21 protein-coding genes and 5 pseudogenes are annotated in these 26,959 nt (G+C 31.6%); 14 read left to right on the top strand and 12 right to left on the bottom strand.

Translation table 11 applies throughout. The features are described from left to right. Positions 1 to 347: 347 nt before the first annotated feature. From J4P91_RS25270 to J4P91_RS25280, 3 genes and pseudogenes are all read left to right on the top strand, one after another. Positions 348 to 977: a LysE family translocator gene (locus tag J4P91_RS25270; protein ID WP_207996265.1), complete on the top strand. Its 630-nt coding sequence runs from the start codon at positions 348 to 350 to the stop codon at positions 975 to 977. Between the two features lie 613 nt (positions 978 to 1,590). Beyond that, complete coding sequence (locus tag J4P91_RS25275) at positions 1,591 to 2,304, top strand: class I SAM-dependent methyltransferase (protein ID WP_207996266.1); 714 nt, start codon at positions 1,591 to 1,593, stop codon at positions 2,302 to 2,304. A gap of 199 nt (positions 2,305 to 2,503) precedes the next feature. Then, positions 2,504 to 3,934, top strand: a pseudogene (locus tag J4P91_RS25280) (IS4 family transposase). 187 nt (positions 3,935 to 4,121) lie between these two features. Here the strand turns inward: J4P91_RS25280 and J4P91_RS25285 are convergent. From J4P91_RS25285 to alr, 3 genes and pseudogenes are all read right to left on the bottom strand, one after another. Continuing rightward, positions 4,122 to 4,448 (bottom strand): annotated as a pseudogene (locus J4P91_RS25285) (hypothetical protein); the annotation flags it as partial. A gap of 102 nt (positions 4,449 to 4,550) precedes the next feature. Beyond that, complete coding sequence (locus tag J4P91_RS25290) at positions 4,551 to 4,733, bottom strand: hypothetical protein (protein WP_207996267.1); 183 nt, start codon at positions 4,731 to 4,733, stop codon at positions 4,551 to 4,553. A gap of 372 nt (positions 4,734 to 5,105) precedes the next feature. Further along, positions 5,106 to 6,245 carry an alanine racemase gene (gene alr, locus J4P91_RS25295; protein WP_207996268.1) on the bottom strand — a complete coding sequence of 380 codons (1,140 nt, stop codon included), beginning with the start codon at positions 6,243 to 6,245 and terminating at the stop codon, positions 5,106 to 5,108. Between the two features lie 377 nt (positions 6,246 to 6,622). Here alr and J4P91_RS25300 point away from each other — a divergent pair. Both J4P91_RS25300 and J4P91_RS25305 read left to right on the top strand, forming a co-directional pair. Further along, a pseudogene (locus J4P91_RS25300) lies at positions 6,623 to 6,778 on the top strand (DDE-type integrase/transposase/recombinase); the annotation flags it as partial. A gap of 1,078 nt (positions 6,779 to 7,856) precedes the next feature. Continuing rightward, a complete protein-coding gene (locus tag J4P91_RS25305) occupies positions 7,857 to 8,171 on the top strand; it encodes a DUF3892 domain-containing protein (protein ID WP_207996269.1) in 315 nt (104 codons plus the stop codon). A gap of 781 nt (positions 8,172 to 8,952) precedes the next feature. Here J4P91_RS25305 and J4P91_RS25310 read toward each other — a convergent pair. After that, the gene (locus J4P91_RS25310; RefSeq protein WP_207996270.1) at positions 8,953 to 9,153 is read right to left on the bottom strand and encodes a hypothetical protein; all 201 of its coding nucleotides are present in this window, start codon (positions 9,151 to 9,153) and stop codon (positions 8,953 to 8,955) included. Positions 9,154 to 9,396: 243 nt separating this feature from the next. Then, the gene (locus J4P91_RS25315; RefSeq protein WP_207996271.1) at positions 9,397 to 9,879 is read right to left on the bottom strand and encodes a CPBP family intramembrane glutamic endopeptidase; all 483 of its coding nucleotides are present in this window, start codon (positions 9,877 to 9,879) and stop codon (positions 9,397 to 9,399) included. 539 nt (positions 9,880 to 10,418) lie between these two features. On the opposite strand from J4P91_RS25315, the gene J4P91_RS25320 reads away from it, so the two are divergent. The 5 genes and pseudogenes from J4P91_RS25320 (at position 10,419) to J4P91_RS25340 (ending at position 18,094) form a co-directional block, all read left to right on the top strand. Continuing rightward, a complete protein-coding gene (locus tag J4P91_RS25320; protein WP_207996272.1) occupies positions 10,419 to 13,142 on the top strand; it encodes a sensor domain-containing protein in 2,724 nt (907 codons plus the stop codon). Positions 13,143 to 13,958: 816 nt separating this feature from the next. Then, complete coding sequence (locus J4P91_RS25325; protein WP_207996273.1) at positions 13,959 to 14,825, top strand: Rpn family recombination-promoting nuclease/putative transposase; 867 nt, start codon at positions 13,959 to 13,961, stop codon at positions 14,823 to 14,825. 577 nt (positions 14,826 to 15,402) lie between these two features. Beyond that, a pseudogene (locus J4P91_RS25330) lies at positions 15,403 to 15,864 on the top strand (Rpn family recombination-promoting nuclease/putative transposase); the annotation flags it as partial. A 5-nt stretch (positions 15,865 to 15,869) separates the two neighbouring features. Continuing rightward, positions 15,870 to 16,136, top strand: a pseudogene (locus tag J4P91_RS25335) (DDE-type integrase/transposase/recombinase); the annotation flags it as partial. A 1,634-nt stretch (positions 16,137 to 17,770) separates the two neighbouring features. After that, the gene (locus J4P91_RS25340) at positions 17,771 to 18,094 is read left to right on the top strand and encodes a DapH/DapD/GlmU-related protein (RefSeq protein ID WP_307802553.1); all 324 of its coding nucleotides are present in this window, start codon (positions 17,771 to 17,773) and stop codon (positions 18,092 to 18,094) included. A gap of 293 nt (positions 18,095 to 18,387) precedes the next feature. On the opposite strand, the gene J4P91_RS25345 is transcribed toward J4P91_RS25340, so the two are convergent. From J4P91_RS25345 to tucA (J4P91_RS29500), 7 genes are all read right to left on the bottom strand, one after another. Then, positions 18,388 to 18,687, bottom strand: a complete 300-nt coding sequence (locus J4P91_RS25345; RefSeq protein ID WP_207996274.1) for a hypothetical protein — start codon at positions 18,685 to 18,687, stop codon at positions 18,388 to 18,390. A gap of 35 nt (positions 18,688 to 18,722) precedes the next feature. Next, on the bottom strand, positions 18,723 to 20,432 hold the full coding sequence (locus J4P91_RS25350; RefSeq protein ID WP_207996275.1) for an ABC transporter ATP-binding protein: 1,710 nt from the start codon (positions 20,430 to 20,432) through the stop codon (positions 18,723 to 18,725). 164 nt (positions 20,433 to 20,596) lie between these two features. After that, the gene (locus J4P91_RS25355; protein WP_207996276.1) at positions 20,597 to 21,985 is read right to left on the bottom strand and encodes a PqqD family peptide modification chaperone; all 1,389 of its coding nucleotides are present in this window, start codon (positions 21,983 to 21,985) and stop codon (positions 20,597 to 20,599) included. Between the two features lie 155 nt (positions 21,986 to 22,140). Then, the gene (tucA, locus tag J4P91_RS29485; protein WP_000449799.1) at positions 22,141 to 22,263 is read right to left on the bottom strand and encodes a subclass IId bacteriocin thuricin17; all 123 of its coding nucleotides are present in this window, start codon (positions 22,261 to 22,263) and stop codon (positions 22,141 to 22,143) included. A gap of 108 nt (positions 22,264 to 22,371) precedes the next feature. Continuing rightward, a complete protein-coding gene (gene tucA, locus J4P91_RS29490; RefSeq protein WP_000449799.1) occupies positions 22,372 to 22,494 on the bottom strand; it encodes a subclass IId bacteriocin thuricin17 in 123 nt (40 codons plus the stop codon). 107 nt (positions 22,495 to 22,601) lie between these two features. Then, on the bottom strand, positions 22,602 to 22,724 hold the full coding sequence (gene tucA, locus J4P91_RS29495) for a subclass IId bacteriocin thuricin17 (RefSeq protein ID WP_000449799.1): 123 nt from the start codon (positions 22,722 to 22,724) through the stop codon (positions 22,602 to 22,604). Between the two features lie 108 nt (positions 22,725 to 22,832). After that, positions 22,833 to 22,955: a subclass IId bacteriocin thuricin17 gene (tucA, locus tag J4P91_RS29500; RefSeq protein WP_000449799.1), complete on the bottom strand. Its 123-nt coding sequence runs from the start codon at positions 22,953 to 22,955 to the stop codon at positions 22,833 to 22,835. 369 nt (positions 22,956 to 23,324) lie between these two features. On the opposite strand from tucA (J4P91_RS29500), the gene J4P91_RS25360 reads away from it, so the two are divergent. From J4P91_RS25360 to J4P91_RS25375, 4 genes are all read left to right on the top strand, one after another. After that, positions 23,325 to 23,708 (top strand): GntR family transcriptional regulator, encoded by a 384-nt coding sequence (locus J4P91_RS25360; RefSeq protein ID WP_207996277.1) that lies wholly within the window; start codon positions 23,325 to 23,327, stop codon positions 23,706 to 23,708. Beyond that, positions 23,705 to 24,571: an ABC transporter ATP-binding protein gene (locus tag J4P91_RS25365; protein ID WP_207996278.1), complete on the top strand. Its 867-nt coding sequence runs from the start codon at positions 23,705 to 23,707 to the stop codon at positions 24,569 to 24,571. The genes J4P91_RS25360 and J4P91_RS25365 overlap by 4 nt, the downstream gene beginning before the upstream one ends. After that, a complete protein-coding gene (locus J4P91_RS25370) occupies positions 24,561 to 25,208 on the top strand; it encodes an ABC-2 transporter permease (protein ID WP_207996279.1) in 648 nt (215 codons plus the stop codon). The genes J4P91_RS25365 and J4P91_RS25370 overlap by 11 nt, the downstream gene beginning before the upstream one ends. 238 nt (positions 25,209 to 25,446) lie before the next feature. Next, complete coding sequence (locus J4P91_RS25375) at positions 25,447 to 26,844, top strand: S8 family peptidase (protein WP_207996280.1); 1,398 nt, start codon at positions 25,447 to 25,449, stop codon at positions 26,842 to 26,844. Positions 26,845 to 26,959: the final 115 nt, after the last annotated feature.

Consider the following 26,959-nt stretch of genomic DNA (forward strand, 5'->3'; position numbering starts at 1 on the left):
GCTCCGATTGAATATCGAATCTCGATGGCTGCATAGTCTTTTTTTACAGCTGTCTACTTGACGGGGGTAAGACCAACAAGTCTGTCCAAAATCAATTGAAGTTCATTCATCAACTATTTGGAATTTCTGTATAAGAACAGATTCCATTAGGAATCTATACATCTATTTCAATAAATGCAATCTTTGCACCAAAACCACTGAAGGAACTTTCCATTCACATAATCAGTGTTATTGGTTGTTAATCAAAAAGCTGTTGATCTTCTTGAATAAATAGAAAATACTTTTATTTTTCTTTTATTTACTTTAATATCAATAAGGGCACCAAAAAAATAGATAGAGGTGCTAAAATGTACGGTATTATTAATTATGAAGTGTTTTTACTAACAGGGGTTTTATTAAATCTAATTCCTGGCGCAGACACCATGTATATTGTGGGGAGAAGTATTTCACAAGGCAGAAAAGCAGGTGTGTATTCTGTTTTGGGTATTATTACTGGTTCTTTAGTTCATACGTTATTCGTTGCTTTTGGTTTATCTATTATACTTACAAAATCCGTTTTATTATTTAACACCATTAAGGTTATAGGTGTTATCTATCTTGTATATCTAGGGATTAAAATGATACTTGATAAGACAAATGTAGCTTTCCAAGCTTCATCCAATAAATTGAACATTAGAAAGATATATTTACAAGGACTTTTAACAAGTCTTACGAATCCAAAAGTCTCTTTATTCTTTATTGCGTTTCTTCCGCAATTTATAGATACAAAAGCTTCAGGTCCTATGCCTTTTATCATTTTAGGACTTACTTTTACAGCAACTGGACTATTGTGGTGTTTATTTGTTGCTTATTTCTCTTCGTATGTCACAAAAAAATTAAGAGGAAACCAAAAGGTAGGAATGATTCTAAATAAGGTAACAGGAATGATTTTTATTGGTATGGGGTTAAAGTTGCTTCAAACGAAAGCCCCTCAATAAACCTGAATAACATAACAATGCCCCCTTTTAAGAAATGTTATCTTGGGTTTAAGCTAATTTCTATATACTAAAAAGCCCCTTCAAAATAAAGTGAACCCCATTAATGGGACATGAAAAAAACACCTCCTTAATTCGCATACTAAATGCGAATTAAATGGAGGTGTTTTTCATTTGAAGAAAAGAGTTCATTATCCAGAAGGGGTACCGCCACATCGCCATCAAGTTAAAATTTTATAATGCCCCCAAAACGAAAATTTTGTATCTTTTATATCAATAAGTCTCATTTTTATTTAATGAGAATGCAGGGATACTCTATTTGTAATATTACCGCAACGATTGTAATGATTATTATGAAAATTAAAAATCGAATTCTGATTCTAAGGGTATTTCCAGTTGTTTGATTGGATTTTGAGAAAGAGTAAGGTAAATACTTTTAAAACAATATAAAACGAAAATTAGATACCTTTATGCATGTTAAATTAGCATAAATAAGAATACACAGGGAGTTTCAACTCGTTTGAATTTAAAGTGTTTTTAACTCCGCTGAAACATGAATCATTCTAATTATTAGTAAAATTAGAATGTAAGATTCAAGCGGAAAGAAGGGGTTAATGTGAAAGAAACAATTAGTAGTTATGAAGATTTATTGAATATGTTAGACTCATTATTGCGCGAACCAACTCAATTCTGGGATGATTTTTATTCTAATCGTGAAAAAGAGATTCCCTTTTTCACGATTAAACCGGATGAGAACTTAGTTAGTTATTTTGAAAAAAAATTACTTAATCCAGGAAAAGTTCTTGAGCTTGGATGCGGTCCAGGCAGGAATGCAATTTACTTTGCTGAAAACGGATGCTTAGTTGATGCAGTAGATTTATCACAGGAATCAATTCAATGGGCAACAGAACGAGCAAAAGAAAAAAATGTAAATGTGAATTTTATTCATGACAATATATTTGATCTACAAATTGAAGAAGGTACATACGATATTGTGTATGATTCAGGATGTTTTCATCATATTGCTCCACACAGAAGAATGAGTTACATAAACTTAGTAAAAAAGGCTTTAAAACCAGGTGGTTATTTTGCAATCACTTGTTTTGTTCAAGGTGGAGAATTAGGTGGGGCAGACATAACAGATTGGGAAGTATACAGACTATGGAGTCTTAAAGGAGGACTAGGCTTTACAGATGAAAAGTTAAGAACTATCTTTAAAGACTTCACTGAGATAGAAATACGTAGGATGAAGGGAATTAAACAATCAAATGAAGTATTTGGTGTGCCTGCGTTATGGACAGCCTTATTTAGGAACAACCTTACTGAGTAGTAAAAAGAATGATGTTTTCTTAAACGAATTATATATATTTCTGTTAGTAAAGACTATGTGAACGAAAAAAATCTTCAAAATACATTAAATATTGATGAAATAGTACATCATTGCTATCAAGATGAGATGAATTTGTATTTAAATAATAAAAAATACGCTATTCTTTCTGTAGAATCATAGGAAAGGATGGCGTTTGTTTATGTCTATTTCTGTATCTGATGAATTACAACTATTTGCTCAAGAAATTCAAAGTTTCTTATCCCTAAATATCTTACGAAATCTTGCTAGAGATGTTGGTTTTGTACAACGAACCAGTAAGTACCAAGCAAAAGATTTAATCGCTTTATGTGTATGGATGAGTCAAAATGTCGCTACGACTTCTTTAACTCAGTTATCTAGCTGTTTAGAAGCATCAACAGAAGTGCTCATCAGTCCTGAGGGACTGAATCAACGATTTAATAAAGCAGCCGTCCAATTTTTACAACACATATTAACCGAACTATTAAACCAAAAATCGGCTTCATCTATACCAATTTCTTCTCCATATACTTCTGTTTTCAAGCGTATGCGTATTTTAGATTCAACTGCATTTCAACTTCCAGATTCCTTTTCATCCGTTTATCCAGGTGCAGGAGGATGTAGTCATACAGCGGGATTAAAGATTCAGCTTGAGTATGATTTATTAAGTGGACAGTTCCTTCATATTCATACAGGTCCAGGTAAACAACATGATCGAACCTACGGTTCCCTGTGTGTCCCAACTGTAACAGCGAATGATTTATGTATCCGAGATTTAGGTTATTTTCATTTGAAAGATCTCCAGCATATACAAGATAAAAAGGCTTACTATATCTCACGTATCAAATCGAATACACGTATGTATCAAAAAAATCCTACCCCTAATCATTTTCAAGATGGAAGAATCAAGAAAAGTACAGAGTATATACAGATAGATATGGAGATCTTAATGAACTCTCTTCAACCAGGACAAACATGTGAAATATCCGATGCTTATGTAGGAACGACTGATAAAGTATCAACTCGTGTGATTGTTCATCGACTAACAAAAGAACAACAACAAAAACGATTACAAGATCAAGCTGTAAGAGAAAAAAAGAAAGGAATGAAGTACTCTCCTCGTAGTAAACGACTCAGTGGTATTAATGTATATATAACAAACACTCCTATAGATATTATTCCGATGGAACAGGTGCATGACTGGTATTCTTTGCGTTGGTAAATCGAAATTTTATTTAAAACGTGGAAGTCATTCTTTCACATTCATCATTGTAAAAAGATAAAACCAGAACGATTGGAGTGCCATTTATATAGTCAATTAATTGCTATTCTACTCTGTTCTTCTATCATGTTTCAAATGCGTCAATTACTCCTCATGAAGAAAAAACGAGAGCTTAGTGAATATAAAGCAATATATATGATTAAGGACTATTTTCTCCTTCTGTTTCAAACTATTCCAAAAGATATCCAAGAGCTATCAAAAGTGCTACTTCGCCTGTTCAACCTCCTACAGCAAAACGGGCGAAAATCTCATCGGTACAAGAAGAAAACAGTCTTTGATATATTAGGTGTCGTTTACAGTTGTACCATTTCGGACAATCAAGCGGCTTAATTCAAAAAAATGAAACCCGTTAGGGTTTATTTCGTATGCAAATCTTTAAATTTCCTATACGTACCCTTTAGAAAAAAGAAACAACATCTACTATAATTGACGCTGTATGAGCTTAGCTTGATAGTGATGTGGCGGTACCCCTGAGATAATTAAAATAGCAACCGTCCATTTTTTCAAATTCATGAAAGTTCATACTATATATAGAATGTAAGGGTAGGATTTTACATTCTATCTTTTTATCTTTCCCAAATAACCCTCTTACATAATCGCTTGCTATATATTTTAAACAGATGGTTAAGTCTTGATTGAGATATTTATAAAATTGCAGCTGTCGTTTAATATACTCTTGTTGTTTGAGACTGAAATTTTTGATCATATCAATTACGGTTTTAGTTTCAAAGAAAAAATATTTCTCGTTAGCTTCAATGATAAAAACATCATTTTCAATTGAGTTTGTACTGAAAAAATTTTCGAAGAATAGGGTAAGTGTTTTAACTTTAGTAATTACATTCATATGTATTTCTCCTTGTATAGTAAGTGTATGGATTAATTTAAGAAAGTAAAGTTTCAATTATTTGTGCTACCTTTGAATTACATATATGATAAGCCGTTTCTTTTACCCGTTAAAACTTTCCTTTTTGTGTTGTGAAACTGTGGATTGTGGTATTTGTAAGATGTTCACTATTTCGTTTACATTAAACTTTTTATTAACTTGAATGCGTGATAAATTTGCCGATGCTTTTAGTAGTTCAATACTTTCTTCAATTTTTAATTCTTGTTTTGATTGTAAGTTATTCATTGTTTATGTCTCCTTATATAGTTGTTATTTATTATTGGCTATCCTAGTATGTATAGAGCGTATAAAATTAAGCCAATGGCCATTCTAACTCTAGGTTGCATCGACTCTCCATGAGTCATTTATTGATTTACTTCTAATTGAGGCCCATATTGATACACCCTGTGCGTAATTGCTGTATGAGCGATTGAATTACATAAGTTTTATATTTTTTGCACCAGAAAATCCTTTCTGCTCAGTTATAAGTAATTGTAACGAAGGGTTTATTTGATACATAATATATTAATTTTTTTTATCCTAAAAGATTTTGACGTATCGAAGAAGGCGTAAAAGGAGACCCTAACATAATACTTTTTTAGCTGTAAAGAGTTTGTGCTATTGTGACTTTATATAAATTCTCGGCACACGCTTTCCAATCAAACAAACCACTTCGTAATTAATAGTCCCTATCAACCTTGCAATCTCGTCTACAGATTGAAACGAAGAGCCATTATATCCAAAAATAGTTACTTCATCACCAACACGGCAGTCCTTAATATCCGTCACTTCAATCATCGACTGATCCATGCACACACGCCCGACAATAGGGGATAACTGCTCATGTGTTAGAACCATTCCCTGGTTGGAAAGCAGGCGTGAAAGACCATCCGCATAACCGAGTGGAAGTGTTGCGATAAGACTTTCTTTTTCGGGTTTATACGTCCAACCGTAGCTGATTGACTGAAAGGCAGGAATAGTTTTCAGAGCTACGATTTTCGTTTTGAAATTTATAGCTTGCTTGAGTTTGATAGAATGCCCTTTAAATGTCTCATTAGGGTATAAGCCATATAAAGCAATACCGATTCGTACCATATCCAGATGCATTTCAGGAAAATTCATTGTGCCAGCACTGTTGCAACAATGCCTGATTGGCACATGAATATTGTGTGTTTTCAAAGATTCAATTACAGCCAAAAAGCGCTGAAACTGCATGTGTGTATAGGTAGGGTCTTTACTGTCCGCATTGGCAAAGTGCGTGAATATGCCCTCGAGATATACAGAGGGAGCGGCAACCGCCTTTTGTGCAAGTTCCAAAGCTTCTTCCGCAGAAGTAATTCCAATTCTGGACATGCCTGTATCAATTTTTAAATGAATGGAATCTGTTTTTTGTAATACAGAAGATTGGATGATAATTTCATCCAATACTTCGTGAGAGAATACGGTTAGCGTAATGTCTTTCGAAACAGCTTTTTTAACTGAGCGTACTGGTGTATACCCTAGAACAAGAATCGGATGAGAGATACCTGCATTCCGCAACTGCAGAGCCTCATCTAAAAGAGCAACAGCCAAATAATTCGCCCCTGCTTGTATGAGAAACTTTGCAATTTCAACTGCACCATGTCCGTAACCGTCCGCTTTAACGACAGCCATAATTTTTGTTTGTTCCTTTACATATCTTCTGAATTGCAAAAAATTATGATGAATGTTGTCCATTAAAATTTCTACCCATGTGTCACGATAACTGTTCTGTTTCATGTCCCCGTCCCCTTTATATGAAAAAAACTCAAAATCTGCTCTAAAGGGGAGAGTGCTTCACAAATGAGATAATTCCTGCATGCGTAAGCGCAACACGATTTTCGTTGTTTTTTAATTCCTTCGTTACCCTGATAATCATTAGATTTTCTCCCACTTAATAGCCTTTGATTTATTTTGTTATAATCTGAGTATAGAGTGTTCAAAATGTTTTTTCATCGTTCAGAACAGGGAAAAACACATCATCATTTTGTGGAATCCCACAAAAAGGGGGCACCATATCAAGAAAAAAAATGGTCCCTTTATACACGCCCGTTCCCTATTCTTATTGGCGAAGAAATTTTGACAGTTAAATTTTTTAATTAGCAGTGACTCATTTAGGCATCCAAATAAGGCAAGTAAAATATTTTAATAACATTGTGGAACAAGACAAACGGTTTATTAAAAGACGAGCTCGTTCTATGTTAGGATTAAAGTCATTTAAAACAGCAATCTCTATATTGGTTGGTATTGAAGCCTCGCATATGATGAAAAAAGGATAACTTGTTTTACTGGACAATTCCTTATACTATAAGTTAAAAATAAAAAGATAAAAAGGAGCACACATATTAGCATGCTCTTTAAAAAATGATTTTGAAAATTCTTCCCTTCAATAACATATGATTGTCTCGCTTAAATGTGACAAGATATTTAACAAAAACGCTATTTGTGCGACACGTTTCCTTATAAGTGTGCAATCACGAAATGGGAGGGTTATCAATTTGATGACAACAACTGATTGACTGAAAATAGGAATGAAAGCCGTCAGGTTGAGCTGAAACTACTTGTCTAATACTCCTACATGCAAGGCGTGATAGTAGTCACAAATTGTATGAAGCTAGGTGAAGTCGGCTGAACAAAACCTAAGTGAGAAATCATATGGTAATGGATAGGTCGGGATGCTACAAAATATCTATGGTGAGAATGTCCGACAAAGGACTGACGAACTTGCGAATGTACGGGTCTAAACGTTTAATACATTAGAAATGTGTATGTCGTTAATGACGACGATATCTACCGAAAAGTAAGAGTAAATAGTATGAAATTCGGAACATCTAACGATGAGGATGTAAAGATAACAGGATCAAAGTAAGCACCTAAGGATATATGTATAGCTAAGTCAATCGGAACGTGGTAAGCAAGAAACTGTCACTAACGCCTACTAACAGACAGGTGCATATAAGGTTCTAACGAACCGAAATTGCTTTATTCTTGTGAAGGTGGGGACACAGTACCGACGAAGCATGTAACAAATGTGGAGGGATAGTCCCTAGTCTTGTTCTTTGAAAACTAAATCAACTAGATGTAACTCACAGGATCGAGTAAGATGATGGGACCTTTCGTAAGAAAGGGGAATTAATACATCGGTGAGTACAACATTGGTTGTAATCTAGTTGCTTTAGTATAAAAGGAGAGATGAACATTGGAATATTTCATAGGTGGCTGTATAGGGTTCTCTTTAGGAATAGTATTTCTAGAATGGGTTAATAGTCATAATTAGTTCAATTAGGGCTATAGTACATAAAACTAATAACTTCTGAACAAACTAATAAAATGTTTTGGAGGTGAGTTTTTATGGATAAAAAAGACTTTCAAAAAGTTTATAATGATTACTTACAACAAGGGAAAGATCAAGCTCAATTGGAAGTAGTTGAGGAAGTCGGTTCAGGAGTAGAACAAATTGTTGCAGTTCGTAAAAATGATGACGATGATATTATTGCTTTTAAAACAAGTAGTGGAAGAGAATTAGATTATATTACTGCTCTTGATGAAGCAAAATCAGGGAAGTTAGCTCATGTGGACGTATTTCATAAGTATGGCAGGGATATTATACGTAGTGAACCTGATGGTATTAAAGAAAATAACTTAGATAACTTACCTTCTTTTTAAACGGGTAAACCTCAAGAAGAGAATGTTAATTTGGATATTCTCTTCTTTGCGAATTAATTTTGCTTCTAAGCAGTTGTTTGGTACGAAAGGGAATGAAGAAATTTTAATCGTTTCCTAAATGCCATTTTAGATTTATTAGCAATATTGGAAAACAGAACGCAAGTGAATATAGAAATTCAGCTTCGAGATTGGTCGAATTTAGATAGACTGCAAGATTAACTATTTGTAGTAGAGGAAGGTATCCTAAGAGGATGCTTTTTATTTTGTACAAAAAAGAACTTGCACAGCTGCAGATTCTTTCGATAATGACTTATGTACGTAAGACCTGAAGCTTATAATACAATGCTTCAAAAATGAATTCAAATATAAAAAGAACCCACTAGAGAATGGGCTCTTTTCCGACAAATGAGTAATCTAGCTAAACACATATAAGTAAAGATTTATTTATTATACATTCGAATATTAAGAAATAAATATATTATATATTGTATAAGTTACCGTGAGGTGGTGAATATAGCTAGAAAAAGAAGTTAAGATAGATTTTGGTTATATGTTTGATCATATATTTTCTATGTCTTTTGAGTATGGAAGAAAGTTTTGCTCTTTTAACCAAAAACGGTCGTTTATGATTAATGAATAACTACTCACAGCTTTTTATGTGATACCTATTTTTTGAGATGGAATAAAAGATAGAACAGCTATATCATGATCGTAGGTACATAGGATAATATGGTGCAAATATCTAATGAAAATTTCATTATGTAAATGAGAACTTCGGTTTTCATTTTTGAAGAGATTGCATTTTTTTGATTCTTTTGGTTCCCAAAATACTACTAATAATTGCAATCAATGTGCTTGAAGAAATAAAATTAATTATCCAATAGATCCCTGTTCCAGTGATTAAATCAATGATTAAAAACTTTTTAATAGTTGAGCCTTGTATAGTATGAAAAACAATTTGATTGTTTTTTTCTTTCTTCAATATTGTCACGTCCCTTATCTTTTTATAAAAGAATATGACAAGGTAAACTTGTTCTATTCTTTTTGTCTCACGAAATTAATAAGGAATCATAAAAAAAGCAGCTAGCCAAAAGCTAACCAATGAAAAAAGACCACTTCTATTATAAAAAGAAAAACGTGGTTCGATTAATTGCTACTTCATTGGGGATGATTTGTATCTATATTATAAAGATGAAAAAGGGGCAGTTTTAATCAACTGCCCTTTTTAACTTGAAATAATAGCTATAACAACAATTAAGTTATGTAATAAATGAATCCCAAAAACAATCCCAAAAGCAGATATTGTTGTCTTAACTTTTTCATTCTTCTTTCGATATACCCAAAAAGCATAGTTATATAAAAGTCCAATTACTGCTGTGGCAACAACATAGGTAATCCCATTTAGATGACTTAACCCAAATATAATAGATGCTATTAAAATGATAAGATAAGACCGATCTTTAATAAAAGGAATACAACTTAATACCCAAAATAAAAATACCTGAAAAATTAATGTTTCATATATAGGTGCTGCAAATACACCTAATAAAACCTGTATAATAACGGACTCTTCTTTTATTGGATGTTGTTTGATTTCTGGTAGGAATAAATCTAATGGTATAACAAATAAAAAAGTTCCTAGTACTATAAGTAATACAAACCAAGTTTTAGGTAAAGCAAACATAAATCTATTTAATTTCGCTAACATATGTTTATTTCCTTTCAAACTCTCAGAATCTATATAATTTAATTATAAGATATAACTATTCAAATAAGATACATATATTATTCAAAAAGAAAAAATATATTGGACTGGAAATAATTATGTTGTGGAAAAAGTCGACAAAATACCGACAAAAAAGGAGCGGGATAGGCGGTAAGAACCCGCAATGTTGTAGAAAAGAAAAAGAAATTAAGAAATGTAGTAAATGTTATGGTGACACAATAGAGGAATTAAGTAGGGGGAACATTAGTTTCTTCTATTGTCAATATGTAGGTAAAACATGGCGATGGAAGGGAAGAATTTATAGGAATTAAATATTACTCAGACCGAGGTCTAAGTAATCCTCTTCATTAAAATTGTTAGACATCTACAGATATTAAATAAGATTACTCTATTTAGAGAGAAATCTTTCAAAAAGGTCATAATAAGAAGAAAAGACAGAAACAGATTTAATTAAAATTGTTTTTTTCATACATACATTTTTTATTAACAAAAATTTAGAAAAACTTAAGAAGGTGAATACATTGCTTAAACTTTCAAAGGTACAATTTATGTTATTAGTAACAGTTTTAAGTACTTATGTAAGCTTTTGCTTTTTGTTTTTATTTATTTTTCCTAATTATTATTTTGTATCAGATTTTAACACAAGAGTATCATCTTTAATTATTGAAACTATTGTATTTACATCATTGCTTTACTCTATATTATCAAGACAAATTAACATAGGAGTTTTCTGGATATGCATTACCATTGCAATAGGTTGTTTCTTGATAGGAAATTTCATATCTGCTTTCCAAGTACTTAATATAGAATTACCTATACAAAACTTTAATATCTCTGATGTGTTTTTGTTGTTTTTTTTATTCTTCTTTCTTTTTGCTTTCTTTTATAAAATTATAAAGGAGTGTAATAAGTGGGAAAAAGCTTATTTACTTTGTGATATATGTATTGTTGTTACTGCTATTTTTACATTAGAGTGGTACATATTTAATGAACCTACCGTCAATATTTTGTTCTTGTCAATTGGAGATGTATTTCTTTCATTTATTTTTCCAATTATAGATTTATTACTTCTTTTACTAGGAGTAAGTCTTATATTTCGACCGGCTATTTTTAATGCAAAAAGCAAATTATATATTTTTATCATTATATTAGTTGGGTTGGCTATTACGGATTATTTATATTTTTATTTACAAGATGATCTATCAAACCGATCAGTCATACTGTTGAGGTGTTTGTATAGAGTTCTACTTTTATTAATTGCTATTGCTGCTACTATACCAACAGATGCATCTCCAAGAAGCGATTATTTTACTATAAATCCCGTATTCGGAAAAAAACTTCTCGTAATATTTCCTTATCTCGCAGTTACAATTTTAATTGGATTTACTTTTAAAGAACAAACGGCTTCGGCAACACTTATTACTGGGAATTGTATTGCGTTTATTTTTGTGCTTATTCGTCATACCATCGTACGAATGCAAAACAAAGAGCTAACCAAAAGACTAAAAATGTTTAATAATCAATTAGAACAGAAAATAGCTCTAAGAACTGCAGATTTAATCATTAAATCGAATGATCTTGTACAAAATCAACAAAAGTTTAAGTCTTTATACGAATATCATCCGGATCCTATTTTTACTATTGATTTAGATAGCATAGTATTAAATGTAAACCAAGCTGGAAGTGTTTTATTAGGAAATCCCACTGAAGAATTAATAGGTAAAGATTGTTTCTCAATTTTTTTAGAAGAAGATAGATATGAATTAGAAACAGCACTAAGGCAAGTTAAGAGCAGTTATTCGACCTCATTACAACTACGTGTAAAATATGATAATGATAAGAATGTGAATTTTTGGTATGTCACCATTGTTCCTATCATGATAGAAGGGCAAACTTTTGGTAGTTATGTAATGGTAAAAGATATTACTAAAATGAAGCAACAACAGGCAGAGATAAACTATTTAGCATTTCACGATACTGTTACCAAGATTGGAAATCGAATATTCTTTCAAAAAGAGTTGGAAAAATCAATCGAGTATGCACATGCTTCACACAGTAAATTCGGACTGATATATATAGATTTAAATCGTTTTAAAAATATTAATGATACATTTGGACATTCAATTGGGGACCGTGTTTTAAAAGAAGTTGCCAAACGTTTCAGGACGTGTCTTTCACCAGTTACTTCTCTAGCAAGAATTGGGGGAGATGAATTCGCAATTTTAGTCCACAATTATACAGAGCAACAGCTATTAGATTTGTGTAATAATTTATTTAGCATAACTGAAGAACCTTTTGTAGTAAATAAACATAGCTTTTACTTATCACTTAGTATAGGAATAGCAGTTTATCCGTTTGGAGGAACAAATGCCACTATGCTTTTACAACATGCTGATATTGCCATGTATGATGCAAAGAAAAAAGGAAACAATGCTGTTTGCATCTATGATGAAGCATTATCTAAAAAAATAACAAGACGCTTAAGATTAGAACAAGATTTACAAAAGGCCTTAGAAAATAATGAGTTATTCTTATTATACCAACCGCAAGTTGATAGTAAGACAGGCAAGGTTATTGGTGCAGAGGCGTTACTCCGTTGGCAACATCCAGAGTTAGGGCTTATTTCACCTTATGAGTTTATACCTATAGCAGAAGAAACTGCACAAATTATTCCAATTGGAAAATGGACTTTAAAGAGAGCTTGTCAACAATTGAAACATTGGCATTCTGTGGGATATTCAAATCTAAAAATGGGCATAAATTTATCAGCTATAGAATTTGAGCAGAAGGATTTTGTTCAAACGATTATATCTACCATTGAAACAATAGGATTACCGGCTAGTTCTATTGATTTGGAATTAACTGAGCGGATTGCAATGGAAGATGAAAGAGAGACGCTATCTAAGCTAAAAGTATTAAAATCATACGGTATACAGTTATCAATTGATGATTTCGGCACAGGATATTCTTCATTAGCATACCTTCCTTTATATCCAATTGATACCTTGAAAATACCAAGAGAATTTGTTAATAGGATCGGAATTTCTAGTGATGGAAATGAGATTGTTAATACCATTATTACACTAGCTCATACTTTAAAAATGAAAGTGATTGCAGAAGGGGTAGAAAGGGAGGAACAATTAACAGTTTTACAAAGTAATGAATGCTATTTAATTCAAGGTTATTACTACAGTAAACCTCTAAATGAAAGTGAATTCATCAATTTTTTAAACAGAAATGTATAATTAATATACATTTCTGTATTCTTTGAGGGAAAAATGTAAAAAAACTATGCCAGAGTACTGCATAAATAGAGGGAATATAAATGCATATAATTGTATTTGTGGGCAACATTTTTTAGGCTCAAAAAATGACTTAATCGTTCAAAGTAACGTAGTTAACACATCAAAGATGTTACCTAAACATTTAATTAATAAATATCAATTAAGTTATCTGTTTTATAACTATAAAAACTATTACCAATTTGATAAGTAAAACACGAGCCAGCATTTAGCAATTATACCCGAACTACTAATCGCCGCTTTTACAGAAAAATCTATAGATGACTCAAAAGGCATAAATATCTACTCTAATTAGATAAACAAATCCAAAGGGGAAAAACGATACAACTTTATTTTGAACAGTACATCTTTTTTATAAACGGTGCGATTTTGTTTCATGTCCACAAAAAGGGTGGATTTGAAACAAAACGTTGAGCGATAACCATTACCCTAACGGCTAGGTTACCTAAAAGATGAGCACATGTGTGCTCTCTTTTTATTATATAGATTGTGAAATAGATTATGCTTCTGTTTATACCTACATTATTTTAAAGCTACAATTACATTTATAAAAAAGTTTGATTAAAATCCTGTATTAATTTAAAACAGGATTATTTTTTATCACAACGGAAAACAAGATTTGATTGAGGCAACACCTTTTCATTTTATTTTCATGTTAGTATTTTCAAAATCGCTTCCGAATAAGAACCTGTTTGCATGTTCTATCTACTTTTATGTACAATGATAATAAGAAATGATATAGACAGGGAGAGGAAACCCATGTCCACTAAATTAGTAAATTTGCGTATTGATTTTGCTTTTAAACAGTTATTTGGCACAAAGGGAAATGAGGAGATTTTAATCGGGCTCCTAAATGCCATTTTAGAAGAATCTTTAGATGAACCAATTGTCTCTCTACAATTGGAAGACCCACATCTTCATAAGGCTTATGAAGATGATAAATTATCTATTTTAGATTTATTAGCAACATTAGAAAATGGAACGCAAGTAAATATAGAAATTCAGCTTCGAAATACCCATGATATGGTCAAGCGTTCTTTATATTATTGGTCCAAATTATATACGTCTCAAATGCAAGAGGGAATGCCATACCGTTCACTTCGCAAAACAATTACCATTAATTTATTAGATTTTATGCTATTCTCTAATGATGAATCCTTTCATACAATCGGACAGTTATGGAACACGAAGACAAAACAAATCTTAAGTAATGATATTGAAATTCATTTTGTAGAGATTCCAAAACTTGTAAAACAATGGCGTGAAGAAAAAGTGAATCCATGGGAAAATGCATTTGTCCGTTGGATGTTATTATTACCAGCACATGAAGATGAACATTTAACTCAAACTTTGGAGGAGATTGCAATGAATCAAGATCCAATTTTACAAAAGGCAATGAATAAGTGGGAAAATATGAGTCATGATTCTACTTTCCGAACAGCTTATGAAGCACGCGAAAAGTTACTTCTAGATGAACAAGCAAAAATAGCGCATGCTCGTGAAGAGGGTTTAGAAGAAGGTAAAGCCCAATTAATTCGTGGTATGCATAAGAATGGTATGCCGTTAGAAGACATTGCTAAATTCACTGGTCTAAGTACAGAAGAAATTCGTAAATTGTTATTATAATGCATGGAATCATAAAAGCCTTTTAGTGTTGAAGGATTTATAGAAAAAAGTCATCTCATGGATCCAGTAACTACATTCAAAGAACCGTTCCTTTGACACTCCCACGGCTAAAGCCGCAAGCTGACTAACGTCAGTGGGATTCTTGCTACCAAAGGCGAAGTCCATTTCTGGTATCGCTGACGTGCAAGATCGCGGTGTGTCATCACCGCTCCCATGACAGACCGTATAGGTTCATGGGCTACGGTACTGTTACCATACCGTACAGATTTTTGGGTTCTCCACTATGTTTTAACGTCTTGTTCTTGACGACACATATTGTTTTACACACGAAATGAAATTGATTCGTGCAACCTCATACAATATTCGTTTTTTAGAGAACATAATCGTTTTAGAGTCTTTTGCATGACTATAAATAAATTTTAACATGTTTTGCGATACAAAAGCGATACTTTCATCCCATGCCTAAAGGCGGACTAAAGTCCTGCAGGGGCTTTCTCGTATCGCAAAATATGTAACTATTCAGAAGCGGTTCTTTGGTTATGAAGCAAAAAACCTTTCATAGAATCTAACAATGACGAAAATACAACAAATCTTAAGTGATGACATTGAAATTCATTTTGTAGAGATTCCAAAACTTGTGAAACAATGGCGTGAAGAAAAAGTGAATCCATGGGAGAATGCATTTGTCCGTTGGATGTTATTATTACCAGCACATGAAGATGAACATTTAACTCAAACTTTGGAGGAGATTGCAATGAATCAAGATCCAATTTTACAAAAGGCAATGAATAAGTGGGAGAATATAAGTCGTGATTCTACTTTCCGAACAGCCTATGAAGCTCGTGAGAAGTTATTTCTAGATAAACAAGCTAAATTAGCGCATGCTCGGGAGGAAGGATTTGAAGAAGGTCTGGAAAAGGGTATAGAAAAAAGTAAAGCCCAATTAATTCGTGGTATTCATAAGAATGGTATGCCGTTAGAAGATATTGTGAAATTCACTGGTCTAAGTACAGAAGAAATTAGAAAGATACTACTATAATGCATGAGCAATTAAAAAAGGAAAAAAGCATACCTAACGGTATGCGTCTTAGACAAAAAAAGTACTTGAGTAACATAGTAGAACAAGAAGATCGATTCATAAAGAAGCGAATCCGTTCGATGCTAGGGCTCAAATTTTTCAACACAGCTATATCGATTCTTTCTCGAGTTGAAGCCATGCATATGATAAAAAACGAGCAGATTGATTTATGGGACCAGTCTGTCCGAAATCAAAAAGAATTTATCCATCAATTGTTTGGACTTACAGCATAAGATATGCTTCCGTTAGTGATACATGCGCTTTATTCTATTTTTGCACCAGAACCGTTCATAAGCATATAACAAGTCATTATCTATTTCTATTTAATTTTCCGATATTCATAGATTGACAAGGTTAAGCCTAATATTAAAATAAAGAAAAGGCTCAAGACTCCAATGGGATAATTAATGAATGTTCTTCCCACACCTTGATGAGGACTAAATATAAGGGGGACAATCCAAGGATATAAAATGTGAAGGAGTTAAGAAGTATGAAAGAAGAGGGATATAGAAGGAATAACATATAACTCACTTTCATTAGTTTACATAACATAAATTATAGGTAGTTATTGATTTGATTGAAATTCATATCTCAAAATTAATAGTTACCTTATGTTATTGAGATATAAAAGAGAAAACTGTTTCTTTTCAAATCTTGTTTATAAATAAGATTATATTGTAGACTTTTCTGGTATGCCTGCTGGATGAGTATTTAAATAAGGTTTAATATTACGAGATTAAATTCTCTTTAAGTGCTAGTTATTATTTTAAGTTAAACTTTGTTAATATCTCAAAATGAGGAGTATTCTTAGATTTTGAGATTTGTGAGAAAAATACTAATCTATGTGCATCCCCTTCTTTATAAAACTAACAATAATTCTCCATTTTTGGACTAGAGCTATATTTGCTATATATATTAAAAAAGGAACCCGTACTAGGTCCCTTTTTTAACTTTCACTCTTTTTCAAAAGGTGCATATTTGCACTATATTTATTATAGGGTTTAATTCGTATATTATCAATAGGATTAATGTGTATTCACGAAAATATTCATCGAATTCAAACGCTTGTTTGCTTATAATTTTGATAAGCTATTATTGGTTTCTTCGACAATATGGTCGTAATGTTGTAAATAAACACTATAATGGCTGCTAGGATTATATTCAATTATCGATTAAATCGGAATTTAATGTAAAGTTCTTTATTTATTGTTATCTTGCCCTCTCTTCTATTTTTGTATGTAAAAAGATATGAAAATGGATACTTTTCAGACAAGAAAGTAGATACTTCATGAATTACTTTTGTTACTAGTTTAGATTTGAAATAAATTTTATTTTATAAATAGGTTGATTTAAAACTCGCTTAGAACTCCTTAATCAGAACAGAGAAAATATCGTAATTTTATTTTAACTACACATTTAATCAGGTTTTGTTGGAGTACAAAAAAGAGAGCTGTTGCTTTGAAATAAAGTTTGATTAAAAGTGTTGCACAAAACCTTATGTTATAAATAAAAAAGGGATTGCATTTTTAACAAAGTTTGATAAAAGTGCATTCCTTAATTAAAGGTTATTTGATTTTTTTATAATAAAGTTTGATAATTTGATGGTATTTAATTCAACTGTTGCATATTCCGCAAAAGCCCATATTGAACAATAAATTAATTCACAAGCTGTTTATTAAAAATAGAAATTGAATAGAAATTATTATGTAGTAGATTATTTATTATTTGCTTGTTTACATCAGCGTTACGTAGTACTTCATTTTCAATATTTATAAGTTCTGAAAGCTGAATCCATTTATAATCTACAATTTCATCTTCTTCGAGTTTAATTGAACCTCCAATTATTTCACCTCTAATTGGAAAAAATGTGTTTTTTAATACAGGATGTTCATTCCAAGATAGAGGTGGAATTAATATAGGAAACGGTTCCATGATCGGTATGAATGTTACGATTGCTACACTAAATCACGGGTTATCTTTAGAAACAAGAAACATAACATATTCCTCTCCTGTTATAATTGGCGAAAATGTATGGATTGGGTCAAGCTCAACAATACTACCTGGCGTGACAGTTGGGGACAACTCTGTTGTTGCAGCGGGCGCAGTCGTCACTAAGGATGTCCCCAAAAATGCTGTTGTTGCAGGAGTGCCTGCAAGAGTTGTAAAAGAAATTAATAATAATTTAAAGTAATTTTAGGCTTATTGGATAAAAAACAAACAACTGTGGAGATGGCATTAAAAAAGTCGATTTCTAAAACTACAGGAAATCGACTTTTTGGGTTCAAATTCGCTTAGCGTATAATATATGTGTTTTGTCGGCAAGCACTTGTATTATAGTTAAAAAGTTTAGAGTTTCTTGTCTCACGTTCAAAAAGACAGGGAAAAGGGTACTTTTTTATAAAATGATTGTTTCTGCTATATCTAATTTAGATACATTAGGGAATAATTTATATATACTTATATATATTTTCATCACCATAGTATTCAGGTGGTAGCTATATTTTCTGAAGTATACAATGTCACCATTCCGTGCGTTCTATTCTCACTTGATATAATCAATTTGGTAATATTTTGGGTCATAAATCGATATATGGAAGTAGCTGGACCAGGATTGTAAGATTTAAAGTGAATAACTTGTTCATTATCAATAAAACCTTGAATATAACTTTCACTTCCTTCAAAAAATTGAAAATGAGCTGACACTGATATAGTCTCGTTGGTGTTTTCAAATAAAACTATTGAATTTCTAAATGTATCAAAATTAATAGGTTTTACTTTTATCATAATTAGGATTTCCCCCTTCTATGAAGGTATGATGATTAAAGTGTACTGCTACTTACAATCTTTCTTTTATTGCCATGTGTAAGTTCTAATGTTTTATTAAGAAAATACAAGCCATCTTGCTGATGTGAAATCATAATTAATATATTACAAAGATCGTACTTTTGAAGTATCTCATACATAAGATTTCTTGTATCAATATGTAAATTAGAAGTAGCCTCATCTAATATGATAATATCTCTTTTCTTCAGGATAGCTCTTAAGAATGCTATGAATTGTGCTTGTCCTCCTGAAACACTGGAACCATCTTGTACAATTATAGTATCTAGCCCATTTTCAAATCTGTTTAGATGTGATGTTAAATGATATTTGTTTATTAACTTAACTATATCTTCTTTTGATTTATTCGTTTGACCATATAAAATATTTTCTAATATAGTTCCTTTAAACAAAAATATATTCTGTGATACTATACCTATTTTCTCTCTAATACTTTCTTGATTTATTAGATTATAATCGATATTATTAATCAATATTTTTCCACTTTCAGGTGGATATAAACCCGTTAATAATTTTATAAAGGTAGATTTTCCTGCACCATTTATACCATCAATTAATAACTTATCTCCCTTTTTGATTTTAACGTTTAAATGATCGAATATTAAATCACTATTATCATTATATCTAAAACAAACATCTTGGAATTCTATTGAAGTAATAGGATCTTTGATTATTTTTTGTTCTAGTGTATTTTCATTATCTATATCAAAAAACTCTTTAATTCTTTTAATACTAATGCACACTGGCTTTAGCGTTATATCTAAGCTACCTATAGCTTGAGTAGTTGCAAGCAATTTAGCCATGTAAATTGAAAATGAAGTATATACCCCTATTGTCAGCTGATTCTGTAAGATTAAAATTCCCGACACTAGTAGTACTATTACTGTAACAAAGTTATTTGTTAATATTAAATTTTGCATAAAGAAAATAAAATGTAAGCTTTGTTTTAGGGAACTTTTAATAACAGTATTTAATTTACCTTTAATTTTATTTGTTTGTATATTTTTACCATTTAATAATTTTATATCTTCTATTCCGTTTAAGGTTTCATACATCTCTGCGTTTAATACTGCTGATGACTCGTATACATTTGTGGTGCTTTTAGATATCATTTTAGATGAATGTTTGGATATAATGAAGTATATCGGAATAATAATTAATATGATGCCAGTGAGTTTAACACTTAAATTAATCATTATAAATAAAGAAAAGAAAAAATCGAATATACCTGAGAAAACCCTCAATAAATTTGGAGAAAATAACGCACTGACATTCCCTGATTCAGCAATTCTGCTAAGAATGTAACCTTTCTCCTTCTGATTAATATAAGAAAGAGGCGCATCTATAATATTACTTATCATAGATAATCGAATTTCATTAACCACATTTTGTTGTACCCGAGTAAATAAATACTCATAACCTATTGATATTGAATAATTAATTAAATAGATTAACATGAGCATAAGGGTTGTTTTTAATAATTGATCGTAGCTTTTATTTAATAGTATAACTTTATCAATAATGTAACCAATAATGTATGGTATAGGAGCGATAATCAAAGAAGCCATAATCATCCCAAGTAAACCAAAAGCAAACAAAGTTTTTGTGTTTTTTAAATACGGAAATAGAAATAATAACTCTTTATAAGTGATTTGAGTGTCATCTTGTTTATTGGTCTTCTTATTCACCCTCTTTCTCCTCCTTTTTCTATTACTCATTTTTATTTATGAATTATAATAATGAGGTTGATATAATTCCATAGGTATCTTGAGAATTTATCTAGACGTATTCCCTATGGAATTATATTTGTTTATCCTCAGAAACTTAACAATGATCATCTCATCCAATCATATTAATTTTGCCCTACCATTAATGGCTCCTTAATTATTTCAGGAACATGATTTTTAAACCATTTACATTTATCACCAATTTCTTGTGCTTTTATAAAGCTTCTTAAGAAGCATGTACTACAAAAACGTTTGTTTTCACAATCTCTACATTCCTCAGAATCCATTTGAGGTGATTGTAAGTTGAAAAATGCATTAATGTATTTGAATTTCTCATCATAAATCTCTTTAATATTCTTTTCAAAGACATTACCTATACTATTTTTCAAATCATCTAAACTATGCATCGTACACATTTTAATTTCACCATCAGGTGCTATGACAATATGCGATGTTATTGCGCCGCAATTCCTAATCTCAGCACGCGCCCCTTCATATAATGAAACAAATTTAGGGTATTTTTTATTTATTTTTAATAATGCTTCACCATATGTTTTAACATCATCTTCATTTAAATAAAGGTCATTACATCCTAAGGCTCTACCCATAGGAATTACTGGAGAAACACCAATACTATCTATGCCTAAACTATGTACCCATTCAGCTATATCTTCCACCTCATGGACATTCAAATGTGTAACTATTGTAGCAATTCGCAAACGAACATCGTTTTCTGCCAATTTCATTATATTTTTTTTAATTTTATGAAGTGTATTAGGAACTTTAAAGAACCAAGTCAAATAATTATCATCTAAACTATGCATATCAATTTGTACGAATGTTTTTGACTTATTTTTTATGATTATGTCCATAACTTTATCGGAAAGAGCTATACCATTGGTCAACAGTGTTATTTGAGAGAAATCTAAACTAAGTGCATATAACAATATTTCTTTCAGATTTGGATGTACGGTTATATCACCGCCCGTGAGTTCAATTAATCTTACTCCTATGTTATTTAAATCATCTAATAATGATTTTATTTGATCTAAGCTCATTACTTTTGGTTTTACAGCACCAAAATCTCCATAGCAATGACGACATCTTACATTACATCTATTTGTGATTTCAATAGAAGCCACTTTAGGATATATAGTCTGTTCTTCAACCAAATTAACTGGTACTATTATAGGTTCTTCTTGTGTACCAATGTTCATATTGTAAATTTTGGATACATTATCCAAAAAAACATTTAATTTTTCTTCAATACTTATTGGATCTTCATTATATTTTGAAGATAAGAAAGATACCACTTGTCCGTATGTTTTAGTGCCATCAATTAATTCAATAATTTCAGTAGCTGTTTTATTTATTGTAAATGTATTCTCATTTTTAAGTGTGGGAGCGCTTTCGTTTGGGTTTTTATGAACTACTAACATCGATTCATAATTCGACGTAAATTTTCTTATTTCCAGCTTCTCTTTCCAAAATAAATAACCTTTCAATTTAATCATCTCCTGTAAATTTTTAAGGTGTTTTTTAATTTATGTACAATAAAAGCCCAAGTTCATTTTTAATTGATTAGTAGGACTTATTCTTAACATAACTGCTTGTCTATAGAATAAGTCCTAATTTAACCTCACCATAAACACTCTCACATTTTAATATTTTAACTTGCAGTGCTAGCCCCTGTAGCAGCAGTAACAAGATTTAATAATTCCACAGAACATGCCGCACATACTAAACAACTCCAACAAGTCCAATCCCTTGGTTGTACTACTGGTGTTTCCATAAAGAACATCTCCTTTTAGGTTATTTATTTCTCTTCTAGAAAATCCAATTTGACCAAAAAGTGCTGAATCCCATAGTGCTTTTAACCAAAGAAACTTCTGAAATGGTGTTAGCTTGCAGTACTAGCTCCAGTTGCGGCAGTAACAAGATTTAATAATTCTACAGAACATGCTGCACATACTAAGCAACTCCAACAAGTCCAATCCCTTGGTTGTACTACTGGTGTTTCCATAAAGAACATCTCCTTTTAGGTTATTTATTTCTCTTCTAGAAAATCCAATTTGACCAAAAGTGCTGAATCTCGTAGTGCTTTTAACCAAAGAAACTTCTGAAATGATATTAACTTGCAGTGCTAGCTCCAGTTGCAGCAGTAACAAGATTTAATAATTCTACAGAACATGCCGCACATACTAAACAACTCCAACAAGTCCAATCCCTTGGTTGTACTACTGGTGTTTCCATAAAGAACATCTCCTTTTAGGTTATTTATTTCTCTTCTAGAAAATCCAATTTGACCGAAAAGTGCTGGATCTCGTAGTGCTTTTAACCAAAGAAACTTCTGAAATGATGTTAGCTTGCAGTACTAGCTCCAGTTGCGGCAGTAACAAGATTTAATAATTCTACAGAACATGCTGCACATACTAAGCAACTCCAACAAGTCCAATCTCTTGGTTGTACTACTGGTGTCTCCATATGATCCACCTCCTTCTCTGTAATGTGTGGTGCGACTAAAGTATAACTCTCTCTGATTTTCGAAAACAATCAAAAAATTTTTAACATTTTGTGTGTAATTTTTTAACACTTTGTGACATATCTTTACAAAATACCCTTTGTTAATTTATTTAAATTAACAAAGATTATTATCAATTGGCACTAAAAATTTAAGAATCCGTATTTTTTCGAGGAAATTAAATTTTTGAAAAGTTATTCAAATTAACTTTCAAGTGATTTAATAACAATATATCTTGTTAATTCATTTTTTATAATTTATAATACTAACTGTGTATGGTGTGTATACTGTATATTGTCTACCATAACACTTATCGATAGAGAGGTTGTTTAATGAAAATAATCTTAAGTAATGTATCAAGTCAGCCTTTATATCAACAGATAAAGGAGCAAATTAAAGAATCAATATTTAACAATGAATTAAAAGAAGGTGAACAATTACCATCGATCCGCTCACTAGCCAATGACTTACATGTAAGTGTACTTACTACAAAAAGAGTCTATGCAGAACTAGAAGCAGAAGGATTTATTATTACAAGGGTTGGCAAAGGAACCTATGTAGCTCCTACAAATTTAGAGTTGTTAATGGAATCCAAGCGCCGGATGGTAGAAGTCAAACTTGCTGAAGTTTGTCAAATGGCTCGTAGTATAGGTATTCATGCAGATGATCTCCATTCGATATTGGACTTAATTTTAGAGGAGGAGAATGAAAAATGAATGTTGTGTTAGAAGTAAATAATTTAAGTAAATCTTACGAAAATTTCTCGTTAAAAGATGTTACTTTTACACTTAACAAAGATTGTATAACAGGATTTATCGGTACTAATGGTTCTGGGAAAACCACTACAATTAAAGCAATCCTTGGTCTCATTTTAAAAGATTCTGGAAAAATTAATTTTCTAGGAAAAGATATGGATAAGCATGAAAGAAAGTCCAAAAACAAAATGGGTATCGTGCTGGATGAGGGATATTTTTATGATGAATTAACATTGAAAGAAATGAAAAATATTATTGCTCCATCCTACACTGAATGGGATGAACCCGTTTTCCAAGATTACATTAAACAGTTTAATTTAAATCTAGAACAGAAAATCTCTACCCTATCCAAAGGGATGCGAATGAAATTTGCAGTTGCTTTGGCTCTATCCCACCACGCAGATCTATTAATAATGGATGAACCAACAAGTGGCTTGGACCCATTAGTACGAAGTGAATTAATGGATATTCTCCTTGATTTTATGAAAGAACCGGGGAAAAGCGTATTTTTTTCCACTCATATTACTTCTGATCTAGATAAAATTGCTGATATGATTATTTTAATCGATGATGGAAAAGTTTTAGTTAATGATGAAAAAGATGTGTTAATAGACTCGCATGCATTGGTAAAGGGCGACAATCGCTTAATTAATGAGCAAACAAAAAAACTCTTTTTAAATTTGCATCAAACTCACTACGGATTTGAGGGAATTACTAATAAAAAAGATGATGTACGTCGACTCATGCCTGATGTATTAATGGAAAGACCAACTATTGAGGATATTATGCTTTCATATATTGGGGGGAATAGCCATGTTAATTAACCTAGTAATGAAAGACTTTATGTTAGTCAAAAAATATTTTCTAATTTTACTCGTTTTTGCTGCCATAGCTCCTATTTATCTTTCTACACAATTACAATTAAACGATGGCGGTCTTGTTAGCTTTCTTTTAACAGTGATTTTGATGGAATATATTCTGTTCGGAACAGTATCCAAATTTGAGGATCAGTACAAGGGGGCTGCTTTACTTTGTGCAACTCCATACACACGAAGCGCATTTGTAAAGGCGAAGTACCTTTTTCTTTTTGTAATTTTTATTTGTGCATCTATTATCCGTATAATTATATCTGTGATCGCACCATCAGGTATAGAAAACCTTAGCGCTAGCGCTCTTGGAATAACGTTTTTAACTCTAAGTACTTTATTTGGTGTACTACTTCCTGTTCAATTTAAATTTGGTTATGACAAAACAAAAATCATATCACTTTTAACTGCCTTTTTAATACCTTTTGTTGCTCCTACTCTTATACGGGGTTTACAATCAAGTCACATTGATTTTACAGTTCTCTTTCCATTCTCACCAACTGTTCTAACATGGATGCCTTGTTTTATCTCAATTGTTATTGGTCTTATATCAATGCTAATATCTCTGAAAATATATGCAAAAAAAGATTTATAATTTAAATTTCAACATAATAGGGATGGCTGTTAAAAGAAGTATATTAAGTACTTTATATATTTAATTAGCCATTCCTTTTTTAAATTTAATTCTCCTCTGCGATGAACCTATTCCTTAAATACCTTTTATCGATATCAAAGTAAACAAAGTTTTTAAATCATTAGTTCTCTTAACATCTCTTTTCATTAATAATTCAGTAAACCCATGATTATACAAAATATATCAAGAGGGTGATTTTATGAAAAAAATAATTAAATTCCTTCTATTAATTACTTTAATTTTTGGAACTGCTATACCTAACACAACTGCTCATGCTGAAGATAAATCACAATATTATACTATAATGATAAAAAATTCTCAGGATCTACGAAAACTAGCTAGTAAGTTTCAAAAATATAACATTCAAATAGTCTATACTGTCCCAGAGATTGGTGTTATACAAGTGAAAGCTACCGAAAAATCAATGAATATTGTTCATTCGGATCCTAACATTGATACATACAATAAATCATTACAATCGTTTAATTCAAGAGAGGTAGTAGCCAATGTTAATTCCCCTGTCCCCTTAAATGAAATATGGGAGAATCAATGGGATATGCAACAAATAACTCATAATGGTGATAGCTATAGCCTATATTCAGGAACTAAAAATGTAACAGTTGGTATCATTGATTCAGGCATGGATATAAATCATCCTGATTTAAAAGATAATATTTCACCTGGATCCAAAAACTTAGTGCCTAAAGGTGGGTTTAGAGGGCAAGAACCTCAAGAAACAGGTGAAATAAACCGCCTAATAGATCTAAGAGGACATGGGACTTTTACAGCTGGACAGGTAGCAGCAAATGGTTTTATGAAAGGTGTCGCTCCTGGTATTGGAATTAGAATGTATAGAGTGTTTGGTAATGGAGCAGGTGAGGCTATTTGGGTTATAAAAGCCATAGTTGAAGCTGCAAAAGATAATGTTGATGTTATCAATTTAAGTTTAGGTGAATACCTCGTTAATGGGATAGTATCTTCTTCAGACGGTGAATCCAGAGAGGGATTATCAGAAATTAAAGCTTATGAAAAAGCAATTAAATTTGCTAAATCAAAGGGAAGTGTTATAGTTGCAGCCGCTGGGAATGACTCTCTTAATGTTACTAACAAGCAAGAACTGAATGATTTTTTCAGCAAAAAACCCGAAAATATTGGAGTTACGTTTAATGGGGAAGTTTTAGATGTTCCTGCCGAGCTACCTAATATAGTAACAGTTTCATCCGTTGGCCCATCTAAATTACTTTCCTTATTTTCAAATTATGGTGAAAGTTTTATAGATATTGCTGCACCGGGAGGAGATAATAGATTATTTCAGCAATATGGATTAGAACAGTGGATAAAAAATAAGTTAATGTTAAAGGAACTAATATTAACTACCGCTCCTGGTGGTGGCTATTCTCTCTCTGTAGGGGTTTCACTTGCCGCTCCAAAAGTATCGGGTGCTTTAGCATTAATTATTGATAAAAATAATTTTAAAAATGATCCTGATAAGGCTATCCGTTATCTTTATAAAAATGGAATTAGCAATGATGCTCCTATTAATAAAAGTTATTATGGTAATGGTTTGCTTGATGTCTATAAAGCAGTTTCTCAATAAAGTATTTGTTAAATTAAGATTTAATGTAAAGTTCTTTTTTTATTCCTCACCCTCTTCTACACTAATTTCAATTGGCAATTGTAGATTGACACAATTGTCCCTACTTTGTTTATTT

This window comes from Bacillus sp. XF8 (assembly GCF_017498755.1).
Lineage (GTDB): Bacteria > Bacillota > Bacilli > Bacillales > Bacillaceae_G > Bacillus_A > Bacillus_A bingmayongensis.